We start from the raw sequence: 14268 nt of genomic DNA on the forward strand, positions 1-14268 counted from the left end.
GCTCGGGTCCGTGTCCCCGGTGGGACGGACCGCCGCGGCTCGCTCGCTCCGCTCGCTCATTCTCGTACTACTTCCGCAGCTCGATGACGGTCTTGCCGATGCGGATCGGGGCGCCCGGCGGAATGGGCGTCGGGGTGGTCAGCCGGGTCCGGTCGAGATACGTGCCGTTCGTGGACCCGAGATCCTCGACGATCCACTGGCCGTCACGGTCGGGGTAGATCCTGGCATGCCTGCTGGAGGCGTAGTCGTCGTCCAGCACGATCGTGGAGTCGTGGGCGCGGCCCAGCGTGATCGTCTGGCCGGCGAGGGCCACCGTGGTGCCCGTGAGGGTGCCCTCGGACACGACGAGCTTGGTCGGCGCGCCCCTGCGCTGGCGCTGCTGGGGCGGCGCGGACTGCCGCCCCGTCTGCTGCGGTGCGCCCGCGGCCGCCCCGCCGCGGCGTGAGCCGCGCTGGGTGACGCGCGTACCGAAGAGGTCGCTGCGGATGACCTGAACGGCCACGATGACGAACAGCCACAGAACGGCCAGGAAACCCAACCGCATGACCGTCAGGGTCAGCTCTGACATTGCCCCCGCTTCACCCTTCGGCTTGCCGGTAAATGATGGTGGTACTGCCCACGACGATCCGCGAGCCGTCGCGGAGCGTAGCGCGGGTGGTGTGCTGTCCGTCCACCACGATGCCGTTGGTGGACCCGAGATCCTGGATCGTCGGGGGTGTTCCGGTCCGGATCTCACAGTGCCGGCGGGAAACGCCGGGGTCGTCGATCCGCACATCGGCCTCGGTGCTTCGGCCGAGTACGAGCGTGGGGCGCGAGATCTGGTGGCGGGTGCCGTTGATCTCGATCCAGCGGCGTACGGCGCCAGGGGCACCGGGAGCCGCGGGCGCGCCGCCGGGGCGGGCTCCGGGGCCGCCCGGGGGCGGGCCCGGAGGCATGGGCGGGGCACCGGCCGGCGGGTAGCCGTACCCGCCCTGCCGGCCCTGGGCGGGCTGCGGGGAGTCCTGGGAGGTGCTGGAGGCGAGGGTACGGCTGCGGACCCGGTAGAGGCCGGTGTCCAGGTCGTCCGCCTTCTCCAGGTGCACCTTGATGGGGCCCATGAAGCTGTAGCGCTGCTGCTTGGCGTAGTCGCGCACGAGGCCCGCGAGTTCGTCGCCGAGCTGGCCGGAGTAGGGGCTCAGGCGCTCGTAGTCGCCGGCGCTGAGCTCCACGATGAAGTCATTGGGTACGACGGTCCGCTCGCGGTTCCAGATGGTGGCGTTGTTGTCGCACTCCCGCTGGAGGGCGCCGGCGATCTCCACCGGCTGGACCTCGGACTTGAACACCTTGGCGAAGGTGCCGTTCACCAGACCTTCGAGTCGCTGCTCGAAACGCTTCAGGACTCCCATGGGGCACCTCCTCCGTCGTTGTCGCCCTGTACTGCTTACTGATCGTATCCACGCGTGGCGGATTCGGGTGGTTCCCCTTCGGTCCTGCGCGCATGAGTGTTGGTGCTCACAAGGGATCGTAGGGGTGCTCCGGGGACAGTGTCCCGCACCGGGAGCGGACAGTGGGAGTGGCCGTCCCGGTCGTCGTGTGGAGGGGCGGGGAAAGCGATTTCAATCCGCCCCGTCTGACGTGCTAATGTTTCGACGTCGCCAGGGGAACGGCCCGAAAGGGAAGAACCACTGGGGCGCCGCTCGGGCGAGTGGCGGAACGGCAGACGCGCTGGCTTCAGGTGCCAGTGTCCTTCGGGACGTGGGGGTTCAAATCCCCCCTCGCCCACATCGGGGAAGCCCCGATCCGGAATCCGGATCGGGGCTTCTCGCATGTCCGGCTCCATCGTCCGGCCGCCCCCTTGCCCCTCCCCCCTCTTCTCCGTCCCCTTTCTCGAAGTGCTTCGCCATCGGCTTCCTCACTCCGGTCCCCCGCGACTTTCGTCGTGCCGCGCGCGACGAAAGAAGGCCGCCGGCGGCGGGGGCCGGTGTCTAGGGTCGGGCGTGTGGATGCCAAGGCGAGGACACGTGCGGGCTGGGACTGGCTGAAGGGGCCGGAGCCCTGGACCCGGCGCGCGCTGGCCGCGGACCTCACGATCGCCGCCGTGATGGCGCTGCTCGGCATCGGTGTCGACGAACTCAGCAACAGCTCGGGACTGAAGACGGTCCTCGGCGTCGTGACCGTGGTGTCGTTGACGCTGCTGCGGCGGCGGCTGCCGGCGGTCACGCTGGTGGTGGGCTCCGCCGCGAGCGGGCTGCTGCCCGGGGTGTTCCTCGTGACGGTGCTGCTGGGCTGGTCCGCGGGCCGGCGGATCATCGGCGTGGGCCGGGCGCTCGGTGCCTTCCTGCTGGCCTTCCTCGCCGCGGTCTGCCTGACCTTCGTCGACCAGGGGACGCAGACGCAGCCGTTGCTGGTGGTCGTGTTCTCCACCCTGCTGTTCCTCGCGGCGACCGTCATGCCGGGTCTGGCCAGCCGCTACTGGCACCAGCGCCGGACCCTGCTGAGCGCGCTCCAGGAGCGCAACGACCAGCTGCTGCGCGAGCGGACCATGGTCGCCGGGCAGGCCAGGCTGCGGGAGCGGCAGCGGATCGCCCAGGACATGCACGACAGCCTGGGCCACCAGCTGGCGCTGATCTCGGTGCACACCGGGGCGCTGGAGGTGGATCCCGCGCTCACCGACCGCCAGCGCGAGGCGGTGGGAGTGCTGCGGCAGGCCTCGGTGGCGGCCATGCACGAGCTGCGGGAAGTCGTGGGGATCCTGCGCGACGGCGTGGAGGCACCGGCGCCGGCGGAGGAGGCGCAGCCGGCCGCACGGGGGGTGGCCGGTATCGCGGGCATCGTGGAGGCGGCGCGGGCCGCGGGGACCGACGTACGGCTGGGCACGGCGGGGAAGCCCCGGCCGCTGGTCGCGGCCTGCGACCACGCGGCGTACCGGATCGTGCAGGAGGCGCTGACCAACGCCTACAAGCACGCTCCGGGGTCGGCGATCACCGTGGAACTCCGGTACGAGGACGACTCCCTGGTGGTGGAGATCGCCAACGGTCCGGCGGCCGGGCGCGGTTCGGGCGGCGAGGTCGTCTCGGGCGGACAGGGGCTGACGGGGCTGCGGGAGCGGGCCCGCCTGGTCGGCGGCATGGTGCACGCGGGAGCGACCGACGGCGGCGGGTTCCGGGTGGCGGGAGTGCTGCCGTACGGGACGGAGCCGGCCGGGCTCGTCGAGGACGTGGCCGACGACTTCGGCCAGCGGTCGCAGGCCCGGGCGCTGGCGCTGAAGGGCGCGCCGCCGATGGACTGGGCCGCGCTGGACCGCGAGCTGACGGTGCCGGTACGGACCCGGGCCGGCGGTGTGGCGATGGGCTGCGGGATCGCCGTGGCGGCACTGGTGCTGCTGATCATCGTGATGGGCGCCGCGGTGGTGATGCTGGTGGGTTCGGCGGACAAGGCGATGATCAGCGAGGAGGAGTACGACGCGGTCCACGTGGGCGAGTCCGAGCATGCCGTGCGGTCGCGGCTGCCGGACGGGAACAGCGTGCTGACGTCGGGGATGGACCGCAAGGGCCCGCAGCGGCCGGAGGGCTCGGACTGCCTGGCGCTGATCTCCAGCGACTCCTCGAAGCTGACCGAGGACACCGTTTTCCGGTTCTGCTTCCGGGACGGCAAGCTCGTGGACAAGCAGGCGTACGAGGTCGAGCAGTAGGAGCGCGCGGGTGACAGCCAAGGTGATCAGAGTGGTGATCGCTGACGACGAGCCGCTGATCCGGGCCGGGATCAGGATGATCCTGACCTCGGCTCCGGACATCGAGGTCGTCGCCGAGGGGTCCAACGGCCGGGAGGCGGTCGAGCTGGCGCTGTCCCATGCCCCGGACGTGCTGCTGCTGGACATCCAGATGCCCGTGATGGACGGGCTCACGGCGCTGGGCGAGGTGGTGCGGGCCGCCCCGGCGGTAAGGGCGCTGGTCCTGACCACCTTCGGGGAGAAGGAGAACGTCCTGCGGGCGCTGAGCCAGGGCGGAGCCGGGTTCCTGCTGAAGGACTCGGCGCCGGGTGAGCTGATCGGCGCCGTGCGGGCGGCCGCGGCCGGGGACGCGTACCTCTCGCCCGGCGCGACCCGGCACGTGGTGGACCAGCTGGCGGCCGGTCCGGCCGCGGGACGCGGCGAGGAGGCACGGCGGCGGGTCGCGGAGCTGAGCGAGCGGGAGCGCGGCGTGCTGGCGCTGCTGGGGGAAGGCCTGTCCAACGCGGACGCCGGGCGCAGGCTCCATATGAGCGAGGCGACCGTGAAGACGTACGTGAGCCGCATCCTGGCGAAGCTGGCGTGCGAGAACCGCGTTCAGGCCGCCCTGCTGGCCAGGGACGCCGGGCTGTAGGTACGGTCTGCCGGACTTGACCGGCCACGCGGTGGCCGGTGTGGCGCGAACAGGGCGGGGCAGCGCGGATGGTGGCGATACCGGGGCAGTACGCGGCGGCTGAAGCGGCGGGCGCGGAGGCGGGTGGTCCGGCGGGGTGGTCCGGCGGGCGGATCCCGCGCGTCGAGGGCTTCGCGCCTCGGAGCGCGGTCGGCTCGCCCAAGGAGGCCGGGAAGGCGCTGCGGCTGCGCGTACCGCGCGCGGCGCACGCGCGGTTCGAGCCCCCCGCCGGGCGCCCGGACGCCGTGCGCGCGGTGGAGGAGTCCAACGTGGGGCGGGTCGCCGAGCTGACCCCGATACGGGTGGGCCGGATGGCCGCGAACCCCTTCGCCTTCCTGCGCGGGGCGGCCGGACTGATGGCGCACGATCTGTCCGGCGGCCCGGTGACCGGGGTGGGCGCGCAGATCTGCGGTGACGCCCACGGGGCCAACTTCGGCCTGTACGGGGACGCGCGCGGCCGGCTCGTGATCGACCTGAACGACTTCGACGAGACCGTCTTCGGCCCGTGGGAGTGGGACGTGAAGCGGCTGGCGACCTCCCTGGTGCTGGCCGGGCGCGTGGCGGGGGCCGACGAGGACACCTGCCTGGCGGCGGCGCGGGACGCGGTGGGCGCGTACCGGCGCACGATGCGGCTGCTGGCGAAGCTGCCCGCGCTCGACTCGTGGAACGCCATCGCGGACGAGGAGCTGGTCTCGCACACCGACGCCCGGGACCTGGTGGGCACGCTGGAGCGGGTCTCGGAGAAGGCCCGCAACAACACCTCCGCCCGGTTCGCGGCCCGGTCGACGGAGGTCCTGGCCGACGGCGGGCGACGCTTCGTGGACGCGCTGCCGGTGCTGCGCCGGGTCGGGGACGAGGAGGCCGCCGCCGTGGCCGCCTCGCTGGGCCCGTACCTGGCGACCCTGTCGGGGGACCGGCTGCCGCTGCTGGCCCGGTACGCGATCCACGACGTGGCCTTCCGGGTGGTCGGCACGGGCAGTGTGGGCACCCGCTCGTACGTGGTGCTGCTGCTGGACCACCGGGGCGAGGCGCTGGTGCTCCAGGTGAAGGAGGCGCGGCCCTCGGTGCTGCTGCCGTACCTGCCCGGGCTCGGCTTCCACGCGGCGCCCGAGGAGCACGAGGGGCGTCGGGTGGTGGCCGGGCAGCGGCGGATGCAGGTGGTCTCCGACAGCCTGCTGGGCTGGACCACCGTCCAGGGGCGTCCGTACCAGGTCCGGCAGTTCCGCAACCGCAAGGGAAGCGTGGACCCGGCGGCGCTGGCCGTGGACCAGTTCGACGACTACGGCCGGATGACCGGTGCCCTGCTGGCCCGGGCGCACGCGCACAGCGCCGATCCCCGGTTGCTGGCGGGGTACTGCGGCAAGAACGAGGAGCTGGACGAGGCGATCGCCGGCTTCGCCGTGGCCTACGCCGACCGGAGCGAGGCCGACCACGCGCACCTGGTGGCGGCGGTGCGCTCGGGACGGATCGCGGCGGAGTTCGGGGTCTGAACCGTCCGCTCCGGCGGGACGGCGGCGGGGCGGCGGCGGGCGGGGTGGCGGTCCGGGATGTGTTTCACGTGAAACACGCGCCGGGGCGGGCCGTAGGCTGGCCGGGTGAGCGAGCAGACCGAACACACCGCACCCGAAGAGCCCGCCGTTCCCGCTGACGAGCGGCCCGAGGCGCGGCTGGAACGCGCCGTGCGCGCTGCCGAGCAGGCACTGATCGAGTTCGAGATCGCGGTGGAGACCTTCCGGGTGGAGGTCGAGAACTTCTCCCGGCTGCACCACCAGAAGCTCGGGCCGATGTACTCGCGCCTCGACGAGCTGGACGCGCTGATCGCGGAGGCGAAGGCGGCCCGCAGCGGCGATCCCGAGGACCTGCGGCGGGCCCAGGAGGCCCGCTCGCTGGTCATGCCGATGCCGGGGGTGGAGGAGCTGTTCCACGACTGGCTGGGCTCGGACGGCCTCTCCGACGACGCCGCCGCGATGCTCACCGACCGGTCGGTGCGGCCGCCGCAGCGGGTACGGCCCACCGAGGAGGTGCGCCGCCTGTACCGGGAGCTGGTCCGCAAGGCCCATCCGGACCTGGCGCAGGACGAGGCCGAGCGGTCCCGCCGTGACGCGTTCATCGCCCGGGTCAACGCCGCCTACGGGCGTGGTGAGGAGCGGCTGCTGCGCGAGCTGGCCGAGGAGTGGGAGGCCGGCCCGGCGCCCGAGGAGGCCGGCCCGGGCGAGAGCGAGGAGCTGTACGCCCGGCTGGAGTGGCTGGCCCAGCGCAAGGAGCTGCTCTCGCTGGTGGCCAAGGAGCTGGAGGACAGCGCGATCGGAGCCATGCTGCGGATGGCTCCGGACGACCCGGACCGGCTGCTGGAGGAGATCGCGGAGCAGTTGCTGGCGCAGGTCTCGGAGCGCGAGGCGGAGCTGGCGTCGTACAGCGCCGGATGAGCCCGGCCCGGCCGGGGCGTCGGATAGGTTGGCAGACCAGATCCGTGAAGAGAGAAGGCGACTGTTATGAACCTCGGACCGCTTCCCTCGGTGGACGCCGCGTCGGTGCCCGCCGATGGCTTCGTCCTCGACGTCCGTGAGGACGACGAATGGGCGGCCGGGCACGTCGAGGGTGCGCTGCACGTCCCGATGAGCGACTTCGTGGCGCGCTTCGGCGAGGTCACGGAGGCGGTCGCGGACGGCCGCACGGCGTACGTGATGTGCCGGGTGGGCGGCCGTAGCGCGCAGGTCACCCAGTACCTGGTGCGCCAGGGCATCGAGGCCGTGAACGTGGACGGCGGGATGCAGGCGTGGGACCGCGCCGGGCGCCCGATGGTGGCGGACGGCGGGAACCCGGCCTTCGTGCTCTGACCGCCCTCCGTGTTCTGAGGGGTGTCAGCCGAGGGGGTGGGCGGCCAGCAGGTCGCCCAGGGCCTCCTCGTGCGCGGCGGCCGGGCCGAGCTGGAGCTCCAGCTGCTTGGCCCAGGCGTGGTAGCGGTGGAGCGGGTAGTCGGTGTCGGCACCGAAGCCGCCGTGCAGGTGCTGGGCGGTCTGTACGACCCGGCGTACGCCCTCGGAGGCCCAGATCTTGGCGACGGCGACGTCCCCGGCGCTGGGCAGCGGCCCGCCCGCCCCTCCGGTCGCGGCGTCGAGCCGCCAGGCGGCCTGCCAGAGGGTGGCTTCCATGGCGCGCAGGTCGATGTAGCGGTCGGCGGCCTGTACCGCGACGGCCTGGAAGGTGGCGACGGGGAAGCCGAACTGCTCCCGCTTGCCCGTGTACTGGCTGGTCATCGTGAGGGCGGCCTCGCCGAGGCCGAGGGCGAGGGCGCAGGTGCCGGTGGCCAGGAGCTGGTGGAGCCGGTCCCAGGCGCCGGGCGCGTCGATCACGTGGGCGGCGGGTGCCCGGACCCCGTCCAGGGTGAGTTCCGCGAGCCGCTCGCCGCTGGTGGAGTACTGGTCGGCGAGCGTGAGCCCCGGGGAGACGCGGGGCAGGAGGGCGAGGACGGCCCCGCCCCCGCCGCTGTGGGCGGGTACGGCGATCCAGTCGGAGCCGTGGGCCCAGGCCACGGCGGTCTGCACCCCGTCGAGGAGCCAGTCGGGGCCCTCGCGGCGCGCGGTGACGGCGAGCTCGGCGGGGTCGTGGCCGGTGCGGCCGTGCGCGGCGGCGGTGAGGACGAGGGTGCCGCTTCCGGCGCCGGGCAGCAGGGCGGCCGCCAGCCCGGGGCTGCCGTGGGTCTGGACGGCCATGGCGGTGGCGCAGTGCTCCAGCAGCGGTACCCGGGCCAGCACTTTGGCGGCCTCGCGCAGCACGAGGCACAGGGCGATGGTGTCGAGGCCCGCACCGCCGTGTTCCTCCGCGAGGACGAGGCTCAGCAAATCGGAGGCGGCGAGCCTGTTCCACAGCGGCCGGTCGAACCCGTCCGCGACGGCGCCGGACGTGAGGGCAGGGCTGGGGACGCCGTCGGGGGCGACGTCGGCGAAGACGGCCCTGGCGGCCTCGACGGCGGCCTGCTGTTCCTCGGTGAAGGCGAAGTCCACTGCCTGTCCTCCTGTGCGCGTCCACTCCGGATCTGACGGGGCGTCAAGATAGAGCAGCGGGCGGCAATTGGACAGGCCCCCGGCACCCCTGAGGGGTGCCGCGGGGTCAGGGGCCTAACGGTCGAAGTCGATCTCCACTTCCTCCGTCATGGCGTGGGACTGGCACGCCAGCACGAACCCCGCCTCGGTCTCCTCCGCCTCCAGCGCGAAGTTGCGGTCCATCCGCACCTCACCGGAGACCACGAAGGCCCGGCAGGTGCCGCAGACCCCGCCCTTGCAGGCGTACGGGGCGTCCGCGCGGTTGCGCAGCACGGTGTCCAGCAGGGACTCGCCGTCCTGGACGGGCCAGGTGCCCGAGCGGCCGTCGAGCCGGGCGGTCACCCGGCCGCGGGCCGGAGCCGCGACGGTGCGGGCGGGGACCTGCGGGGCGGTGTCCTCGACGTGGAAGATCTCCTCGTGCACCCGCGTCCGTACGACGCCCAGCGCGCCCAGGGCCCGCTCCGCGCCGGTCACCAGCCCGTAGGGACCGCACAGGAACCAGCCCGTGACCTCCGCGACCGGCAGCAGCGCGGGCAGCAGGGACACCAGCCGGGCCTCGTCGAGCCGCCCCGAGGGCAGCCCGGCCTCCTGCTCCTCGCGGGACAGGACGGTGACCAGCTGGAAACGGTGGGGGTAGCGGTCCTTGAGGTCGGCCACCTCCTCCAGGAACATCGTCGAGGCCGCCGTGCGGTCGCTGCGCACCAGGCAGAACCGGGCGTCGGGCCGGGCCGCCAGCAGCGAGGCGGCGATCGACAGCACCGGGGTGATGCCGCTGCCGCCGACGATCGCCGCGTAGTGCGCGGCCGGCGGGGCGGCGGCCGGGTCCAGCACGAACCGCCCGGCCGGGACCATCACGTCCAGCACATCCCCGGCGGCGACCTCCTTGTGCGCGAACGTGGAGAACTCGCCGCCCTCCACCAGGCGCACCCCCACCCGCAGCTGGTCCGGTCCGGGGCCGTCGGGGGCCGGGGCGGCGGAGCAGATCGAGTAGGTGCGGCGGACCTCGGTGCCCTCGGCGGCGCGGCGGCGCAGCGTCAGGTGCTGTCCGGGGAGATGGTGGTAGTCCTCGCGCAGTTCCTCGGGAACGCGGAGGGTCAGTGCCACCGAGTCGTCGGTGAGCCGGTCGACTTCCGCCACCGTCAGCGGGTGGAACGCGCCGTGGCGGGGTGCGGCCATCTACAGCTCCTTGAAGTGGTCGAACGGTTCGCGGCAGGCGACGCAGCGGCGCAGCGCCTTGCACGCGGTGGAGGAGAAGCGGCTGAGCAGCTCGGTGTCCGTCGAGCCGCAGTGGGGGCAGCGGACCGACAGCGTGAGCGGCACCGGTCCGCCGGCGGAGTGCGGGCGGGGCGGGGCGATGCCGAACTCGGCCAGCTTGCGGCGGCCTTCCGCGCTGATGTCGTCGGTGGACCAGGCGGGGGCCAGGACCGTGGTGACCCGCACCTCGGGTATGCCGTGGGCGGTGAGGGCCCGCTCGATGTCGGCGGACATCGCCTCGATGGCCGGGCAGCCGGTGTAGGTGGGGGTGAGGACCACCTCGGCGTGGCCGTCCTCGTGCATCCGCACCCCGCGCAGGACTCCCAGCTCGGCCAGGGTCAGCACGGGCAGTTCGGGGTCGGGGACGGAGCCCGCCAGCTCGGCCAGCTCCGCCTCCAGGCGGGTGGTTCCGGCCCCGGCGCTCACCACGACGCTCCGGGGTGGCTGCGGTGCAGGTGCTGCATCTCGGCGAGCAGCCGCCCGAACGGCTCCGTGTGCAGCCCCTCGCGGCCGGCTCCGGCGGCCCAGGCGCCCGTACGCGGCCCCTCGGGCCGCGTCAGCCCCGCCCGGTCCAGTACGTCGCCCAGCGCGGCCAGCCAGCGGGCCTCCAGGGCCTCCATGGCGGCCCGGTCCAGGCCGAGCCCCTCGACCGGCTGGAACATTTCCCCGGTGAACTTCCACAGGGCGTCGAGCGCCGTGCGCATCCGGGTCCGGCTCTCCTCGGTGCCGTCGCCGAGGCGCAGCGTCCACTGCTCGGCGTGGTCCCGGTGGTAGGCGGTCTCCTTCACGGCCTTGGCCGCGAGCGGGGCGAACGGTCCGTCCCCGGCGGCGAGCTCCGTGTACAGCTCGTGCTGGTAGAAGGAGAAGTAGAGCTGGCGGGCGATGGTGTGGGCGAAGTCCCCGTTGGGCTGTTCGACCAGCTGGAGGTTGCGGAAGGAGCGCTCCTCGCGGAGGAAGGCCAGCTCGTCCTCGTCGCCCGCCATGGACAGCAGGAGGCGGGCCTGCCCGAGCAGGTCCAGGGCGATGTTGGCCAGGGCGACCTCCTCCTCCAGGACGGGAGCGTGGCCCGCCCACTCGCCGAGGCGGTGGGAGAGGATCAGCGCGTCGTCGCCGAGGGCGAGGGCGGCGGCCGCGGTAAGGGTGTCGGTGCCGGCGCTCACAGGTGGCGCACCCCCTCGGGGATCTCGTAGAAGGTGGGGTGCCGGTAGGGCTTGTCGGCCGACGGGGCGAAGAACGGGTCCCGCTCGTCCGGCGAGGAGGCGGTGATCTCGGTGGAGGGCACCACCCAGATGGAGACGCCCTCGTTGCGCCGCGTGTAGAGGTCGCGTGCGTTGCGCAGGGCCATCTCCGCGTCGGGGGCGTGCAGGCTTCCCGCGTGCGTGTGCGAGAGGCCGCGGCGCGAGCGCACGAACACCTCCCACAGGGGCCAGTTCTGCGTCATGCCTGTACCTCTCGTCCGGTGCTGGTGTGCTTCGCGGCGTAGGCGGAGGCGGCCTCGCGGACCCAGGCGCCTTCCTCGTGCGCCCTGCGCCGCTGGCTGATCCGCTGTTCGTTGCAGGGGCCGTTGCCCTTGAGGACGTCCCAGAACTCGGCCCAGTCGATGGCGCCGAAGTCGTAGTGCCCGCGCTCCTCGTTCCACTTGATGTCCGGGTCGGGCAGGGTCAGGCCCAGCGACTCGGCCTGCGGGACGGCGATGTCCACGAAGCGCTGGCGCAGCTCGTCATTGGAGTGCCGCTTGATCCGCCAGGCCATCGACTGCGCCGAGTGCGCCGACTCGTCGTCCGGCGGGCCGAACATCATCAGGGAGGGCCACCACCAGCGGTCGACCGCGTCCTGCGCCATGGCGTGCTGGGCCTCGGTGCCCCGCGAGAGGGCGAGGAGCAGCTCGTAGCCCTGGCGCTGGTGGAAGGACTCCTCCTTGCAGATCCGGACCATGGCGCGGGCGTAGGGGCCGTAGGAGCAGCGGCAGATCGGCACTTGGTTGGTGATCGCCGCGCCGTCCACGAGCCAGCCGATGGCGCCGACGTCGGCCCAGGTGAGCGTGGGGTAGTTGAAGATCGAGGAGTACTTCTGCTTGCCCGAGTGCAGCTTGTCGAGCAGCTCGTCGCGGCTGGTGCCGAGGGTCTCGGCGGCGCTGTAGAGGTAGAGGCCGTGGCCCGCCTCGTCCTGCACCTTGGCCATCAGGATCGCCTTGCGCCGCAGGGAGGGCGCGCGGGTGATCCAGTTGGCCTCCGGCTGCATGCCGATGATCTCGGAGTGGGCGTGCTGCGCCATCTGCCGGACCAGGGAGGCGCGGTACTCCTCGGGCATCCAGTCCCGAGGCTCCACGCGCTCGTCCGCCGCCACCGCGGCGTCGAAGTCGGCACGGAGCTGTGCGCCGAGGTCCGCGGACTGCCCGTCCACCGCGCCGTCCACCATGCCTGACGTGCCCGTTTCCGGGGTCACTGCGACCATCCCGGTCCCCTGTCAGAGTGTGCCGTCCGCCCGACCGACCGATCGTTCGGTTCATCCTCTTCAATGGTGAGACGGCGGCCCGTAGGGTGTCAACCTCTGTGGGCAACCCTGTGGACGCCGGATGATCGGGACGGGATGGATTCGAACGAGCGCGAGCCTGCGGAAGGAGCACTTCCGCCGCCCGCCGCTGCGGTGCCCGCAGCCCCGTCGCGCGCGCCCGGGCTGGCCGGTCTGTCCGCCCCGTACCGGGTCCTGGCGGCCCTCGCCGCGGCGGCCCTGGGCGTCGGCGCCTGCCTGCACCTGGGGCTGGTCTTCCTGCACGTCGCGCCCTCCAACACCGTCAGCAAGCAGCACGCGCGGCTCGTGGACGGCTGGATCTATCCCGAGTTCGAACAGAACTGGAAGCTGTTCGCGCCCAACCCGCTCCAGCAGAACATCGCCGTCGAGGTCCGCGCCCAGGTCCGCACCGCTGACGGCGGCCTCGTCACCCGCGACTGGCGCGACCTGTCCGCCGAGGACGGCGCGGCGATCCGGCACGGCCTGCTGCCGAGCCACACCGAGCAGAACGAGCTCCGCAGGGCCTGGGACTTCTTCACCGGCTCCCACGACGAGGACAACAAGCCCGACGGCGAGCGCGGCGAGCTGTCCGAGCAGTACCTGAAGCGGATCGCCCTGACCCGGCTGACCGCCGGGACATCGGTCGGCAAGCCCCCCGAGACGCCCGACGGCGAGCGGATCGTACGGATCCAGCTGCGCTCGGCGACGCGGTCCGTGGCCGCGCCGCCCTGGAGCGAGGAGAAGACCGACACCCAGACGTACTACCGGGAGCTGCCGTGGTGGAACGTGTGACGGGCGCCCTCGCGCGGGCGGTCGCCAAGGCCACCGGGCAGGCACTGGGCCCGTACCAGAGCGCCGTCGTGCGCATCGGCTTCGCCGCGACCTGGCTGTTCTTCCTGCTGCGGGAGTTCCCCAACCGGCACGAGCTGTACGGGCCCGACGGACCGTGGAGCTGGCAGCTGGCCGAGCGGCTGATCGCCTCGAACCGCGCCTTCACGGTGCTGATGTGGTCGGACTCCGCGCTGTGGTTCGAGAGCGTGTACGCGCTCTCCGTGCTCGCGAGCGCGCTGCTGCTGCTGGGCTGGCGGACGCGGGCGACGTCGGTCCTCTTCATGGTCGGGGTGCTGTCGCTGCAGAACCGCAGCGTCTTCATGGGCGACGGCGGGGACAACGTCATCCACCTGATGGCGGTCTACCTCGTGCTGACGCGCTGCGCGCGGGTCTGGTCGCTGGACGCGCGCCGGGCCCGGCTGCGGGGCTCGGCCACGGCCGGGGCGGCGGGGCCCGTGCTGTGGACGGTGCTGGGGGCCCTGTTCGCGTACGGGGCGCTCGCCGGACACCTCGGCGCGCTCTGGCTGACCGCCTTCTCGGTGCTGTGGGCGGGAACGGCGCTGTGGTGGCTGGCCGACCGCCACGAACCGGAGGGAGAGCGGCGCGCGACGCTCGACGTCCTCGCGAACCTGCTGCACAACGCCGGGATGCTGGTGATCGCGGCGGAGGTCTGCCTGATCTACGCGACCGCCGGCTGGTACAAGATCCAGGGCTCGCGGTGGCAGGACGGGACCGCCCTGTACTACCCGCTCCGCCTGGACTACTTCACCCCCTGGCCCTGGCTGTCGGACGTGATGGCGGGCAGCGGGCTGGTGGTGATGCTGCTGACGTACGGGACCGTCGCGGTGCAGGTGGCCTTCCCGTTCGCGCTGTTCAACCGGCGGGTCAAGAACGTGCTGCTGGCGGTGATGATGCTGGAGCACGCCGGGATCGCGGTGCTGCTGGGGCTGCCGTTCTTCTCGCTGGCGATGATCGCCGCCGACGCGGTGTTCCTGCCCACGGGGCTGCTCGTGTGGATCGGGGCGCGGGTGGCCGGTGCGTGGGCGGCGGCCCGGGCGCGGGCGGCGGACGGGACCGGCGTACCGCTGCGCGGAGCCCCGGCCCCGGACACCGCCCCGGACACCGCCCCGCTCCCCGGGGCCCCGCCCCGGACCCCGGTGGCCGCGCCCCGCGGCCCGGTCGCCGGGACCGCGCCCCCGGAGTCCGGCTGAGGTGCCCGCTCCGGGGCCGCGCCGGGCCGATGGCCCCTT

General features: G+C 73.2%; 15 protein-coding genes and 1 tRNA gene. 8 read left to right on the forward strand and 8 right to left on the reverse strand.

The window, feature by feature from the left end:
• Nucleotides 1–67 precede the first annotated feature (67 nt).
• On the reverse strand, nt 68–568 hold the full coding sequence (locus tag ACFY7H_RS04370; protein WP_388932877.1) for an FHA domain-containing protein: 501 nt from the start codon (nt 566–568) through the stop codon (nt 68–70).
• A gap of 10 nt (nt 569–578) precedes the next feature.
• Nucleotides 579–1385, reverse strand: coding sequence for an FhaA domain-containing protein (locus tag ACFY7H_RS04375; protein WP_388932879.1), 807 nt, complete (start codon nt 1383–1385; stop codon nt 579–581).
• A 293-nt stretch (nt 1386–1678) separates the two neighbouring features.
• On the opposite strand from ACFY7H_RS04375, the gene ACFY7H_RS04380 reads away from it, so the two are divergent.
• From ACFY7H_RS04380 to ACFY7H_RS04405, 6 genes are all read left to right on the forward strand, one after another.
• Nucleotides 1679–1761 (forward strand) — tRNA-Leu (locus tag ACFY7H_RS04380).
• A gap of 217 nt (nt 1762–1978) precedes the next feature.
• The gene (locus ACFY7H_RS04385) at nt 1979–3670 is read left to right on the forward strand and encodes a sensor histidine kinase (RefSeq protein ID WP_388932882.1); all 1692 of its coding nucleotides are present in this window, start codon (nt 1979–1981) and stop codon (nt 3668–3670) included.
• Nucleotides 3671–3680: 10 nt separating this feature from the next.
• Nucleotides 3681–4340, forward strand: coding sequence for a response regulator (locus tag ACFY7H_RS04390; protein WP_388932884.1), 660 nt, complete (start codon nt 3681–3683; stop codon nt 4338–4340).
• A 68-nt stretch (nt 4341–4408) separates the two neighbouring features.
• Nucleotides 4409–5869, forward strand: coding sequence for a DUF2252 domain-containing protein (locus ACFY7H_RS04395; RefSeq protein ID WP_388932887.1), 1461 nt, complete (start codon nt 4409–4411; stop codon nt 5867–5869).
• Between the two features lie 105 nt (nt 5870–5974).
• On the forward strand, nt 5975–6805 hold the full coding sequence (locus tag ACFY7H_RS04400) for a J domain-containing protein (protein WP_388932890.1): 831 nt from the start codon (nt 5975–5977) through the stop codon (nt 6803–6805).
• A 66-nt stretch (nt 6806–6871) separates the two neighbouring features.
• Nucleotides 6872–7216, forward strand: a complete 345-nt coding sequence (locus ACFY7H_RS04405; protein ID WP_388932893.1) for a rhodanese-like domain-containing protein — start codon at nt 6872–6874, stop codon at nt 7214–7216.
• A gap of 24 nt (nt 7217–7240) precedes the next feature.
• Here the strand turns inward: ACFY7H_RS04405 and ACFY7H_RS04410 are convergent, their stop codons facing one another.
• The 6 genes from ACFY7H_RS04410 to paaA all read right to left on the reverse strand — a co-directional run bounded on the left by ACFY7H_RS04410 (nt 7241) and on the right by paaA (nt 12094).
• On the reverse strand, nt 7241–8383 hold the full coding sequence (locus tag ACFY7H_RS04410; RefSeq protein WP_388932895.1) for an acyl-CoA dehydrogenase family protein: 1143 nt from the start codon (nt 8381–8383) through the stop codon (nt 7241–7243).
• A 114-nt stretch (nt 8384–8497) separates the two neighbouring features.
• Nucleotides 8498–9598, reverse strand: a complete 1101-nt coding sequence (locus ACFY7H_RS04415; protein ID WP_388932898.1) for a 2Fe-2S iron-sulfur cluster-binding protein — start codon at nt 9596–9598, stop codon at nt 8498–8500.
• Nucleotides 9599–10105, reverse strand: a complete 507-nt coding sequence (paaD, locus tag ACFY7H_RS04420; protein WP_388932901.1) for a 1,2-phenylacetyl-CoA epoxidase subunit PaaD — start codon at nt 10103–10105, stop codon at nt 9599–9601. It abuts the gene before it with no gap.
• Complete coding sequence (gene paaC, locus ACFY7H_RS04425; protein ID WP_388932904.1) at nt 10099–10836, reverse strand: 1,2-phenylacetyl-CoA epoxidase subunit PaaC; 738 nt, start codon at nt 10834–10836, stop codon at nt 10099–10101. The genes paaD and paaC overlap by 7 nt, the downstream gene beginning before the upstream one ends.
• Nucleotides 10833–11117, reverse strand: coding sequence for a 1,2-phenylacetyl-CoA epoxidase subunit PaaB (gene paaB, locus ACFY7H_RS04430; RefSeq protein ID WP_125813338.1), 285 nt, complete (start codon nt 11115–11117; stop codon nt 10833–10835). Before paaB ends, paaC begins: the two co-directional genes overlap by 4 nt.
• A complete protein-coding gene (paaA, locus tag ACFY7H_RS04435) occupies nt 11114–12094 on the reverse strand; it encodes a 1,2-phenylacetyl-CoA epoxidase subunit PaaA (RefSeq protein ID WP_388933703.1) in 981 nt (326 codons plus the stop codon). The genes paaB and paaA overlap by 4 nt, the downstream gene beginning before the upstream one ends.
• A 171-nt stretch (nt 12095–12265) precedes the next feature.
• Between paaA and ACFY7H_RS04440 the strand changes: the two genes are divergently transcribed.
• Both ACFY7H_RS04440 and ACFY7H_RS04445 read left to right on the forward strand, forming a co-directional pair.
• Complete coding sequence (locus ACFY7H_RS04440) at nt 12266–12979, forward strand: DUF5819 family protein (RefSeq protein WP_388932907.1); 714 nt, start codon at nt 12266–12268, stop codon at nt 12977–12979.
• Complete coding sequence (locus ACFY7H_RS04445) at nt 12964–14229, forward strand: HTTM domain-containing protein (RefSeq protein WP_388932910.1); 1266 nt, start codon at nt 12964–12966, stop codon at nt 14227–14229. The genes ACFY7H_RS04440 and ACFY7H_RS04445 overlap by 16 nt, the downstream gene beginning before the upstream one ends.
• Nucleotides 14230–14268: the final 39 nt, after the last annotated feature.

It is taken from the genome of Streptomyces sp. NPDC012794, assembly GCF_042901085.1.
GTDB lineage: Bacteria > Actinomycetota > Actinomycetes > Streptomycetales > Streptomycetaceae > Streptomyces.

Excerpts from the sequence above, each read along its gene's own strand:
- ACFY7H_RS04370 (WP_388932877.1), bottom strand. The coding sequence starts at position 568 with ATGTCAGAGCTGACCCTGACGGTCATGCGGTTGGGTTTCCTGGCCGTT.
- ACFY7H_RS04375 (WP_388932879.1), bottom strand. The coding sequence starts at position 1,385 with ATGGGAGTCCTGAAGCGTTTCGAGCAGCGACTCGAAGGTCTGGTGAAC.
- ACFY7H_RS04395 (WP_388932887.1), top strand. The coding sequence starts at position 4,409 with ATGGTGGCGATACCGGGGCAGTACGCGGCGGCTGAAGCGGCGGGCGCG.
- ACFY7H_RS04405 (WP_388932893.1), top strand. The coding sequence starts at position 6,872 with ATGAACCTCGGACCGCTTCCCTCGGTGGACGCCGCGTCGGTGCCCGCC.
- ACFY7H_RS04415 (WP_388932898.1), bottom strand. The coding sequence starts at position 9,598 with ATGGCCGCACCCCGCCACGGCGCGTTCCACCCGCTGACGGTGGCGGAA.
- paaB (WP_125813338.1), bottom strand. The coding sequence starts at position 11,117 with ATGACGCAGAACTGGCCCCTGTGGGAGGTGTTCGTGCGCTCGCGCCGC.
- paaA (WP_388933703.1), bottom strand. The coding sequence starts at position 12,094 with ATGGTGGACGGCGCGGTGGACGGGCAGTCCGCGGACCTCGGCGCACAG.
- ACFY7H_RS04440 (WP_388932907.1), top strand. The coding sequence starts at position 12,266 with ATGGATTCGAACGAGCGCGAGCCTGCGGAAGGAGCACTTCCGCCGCCC.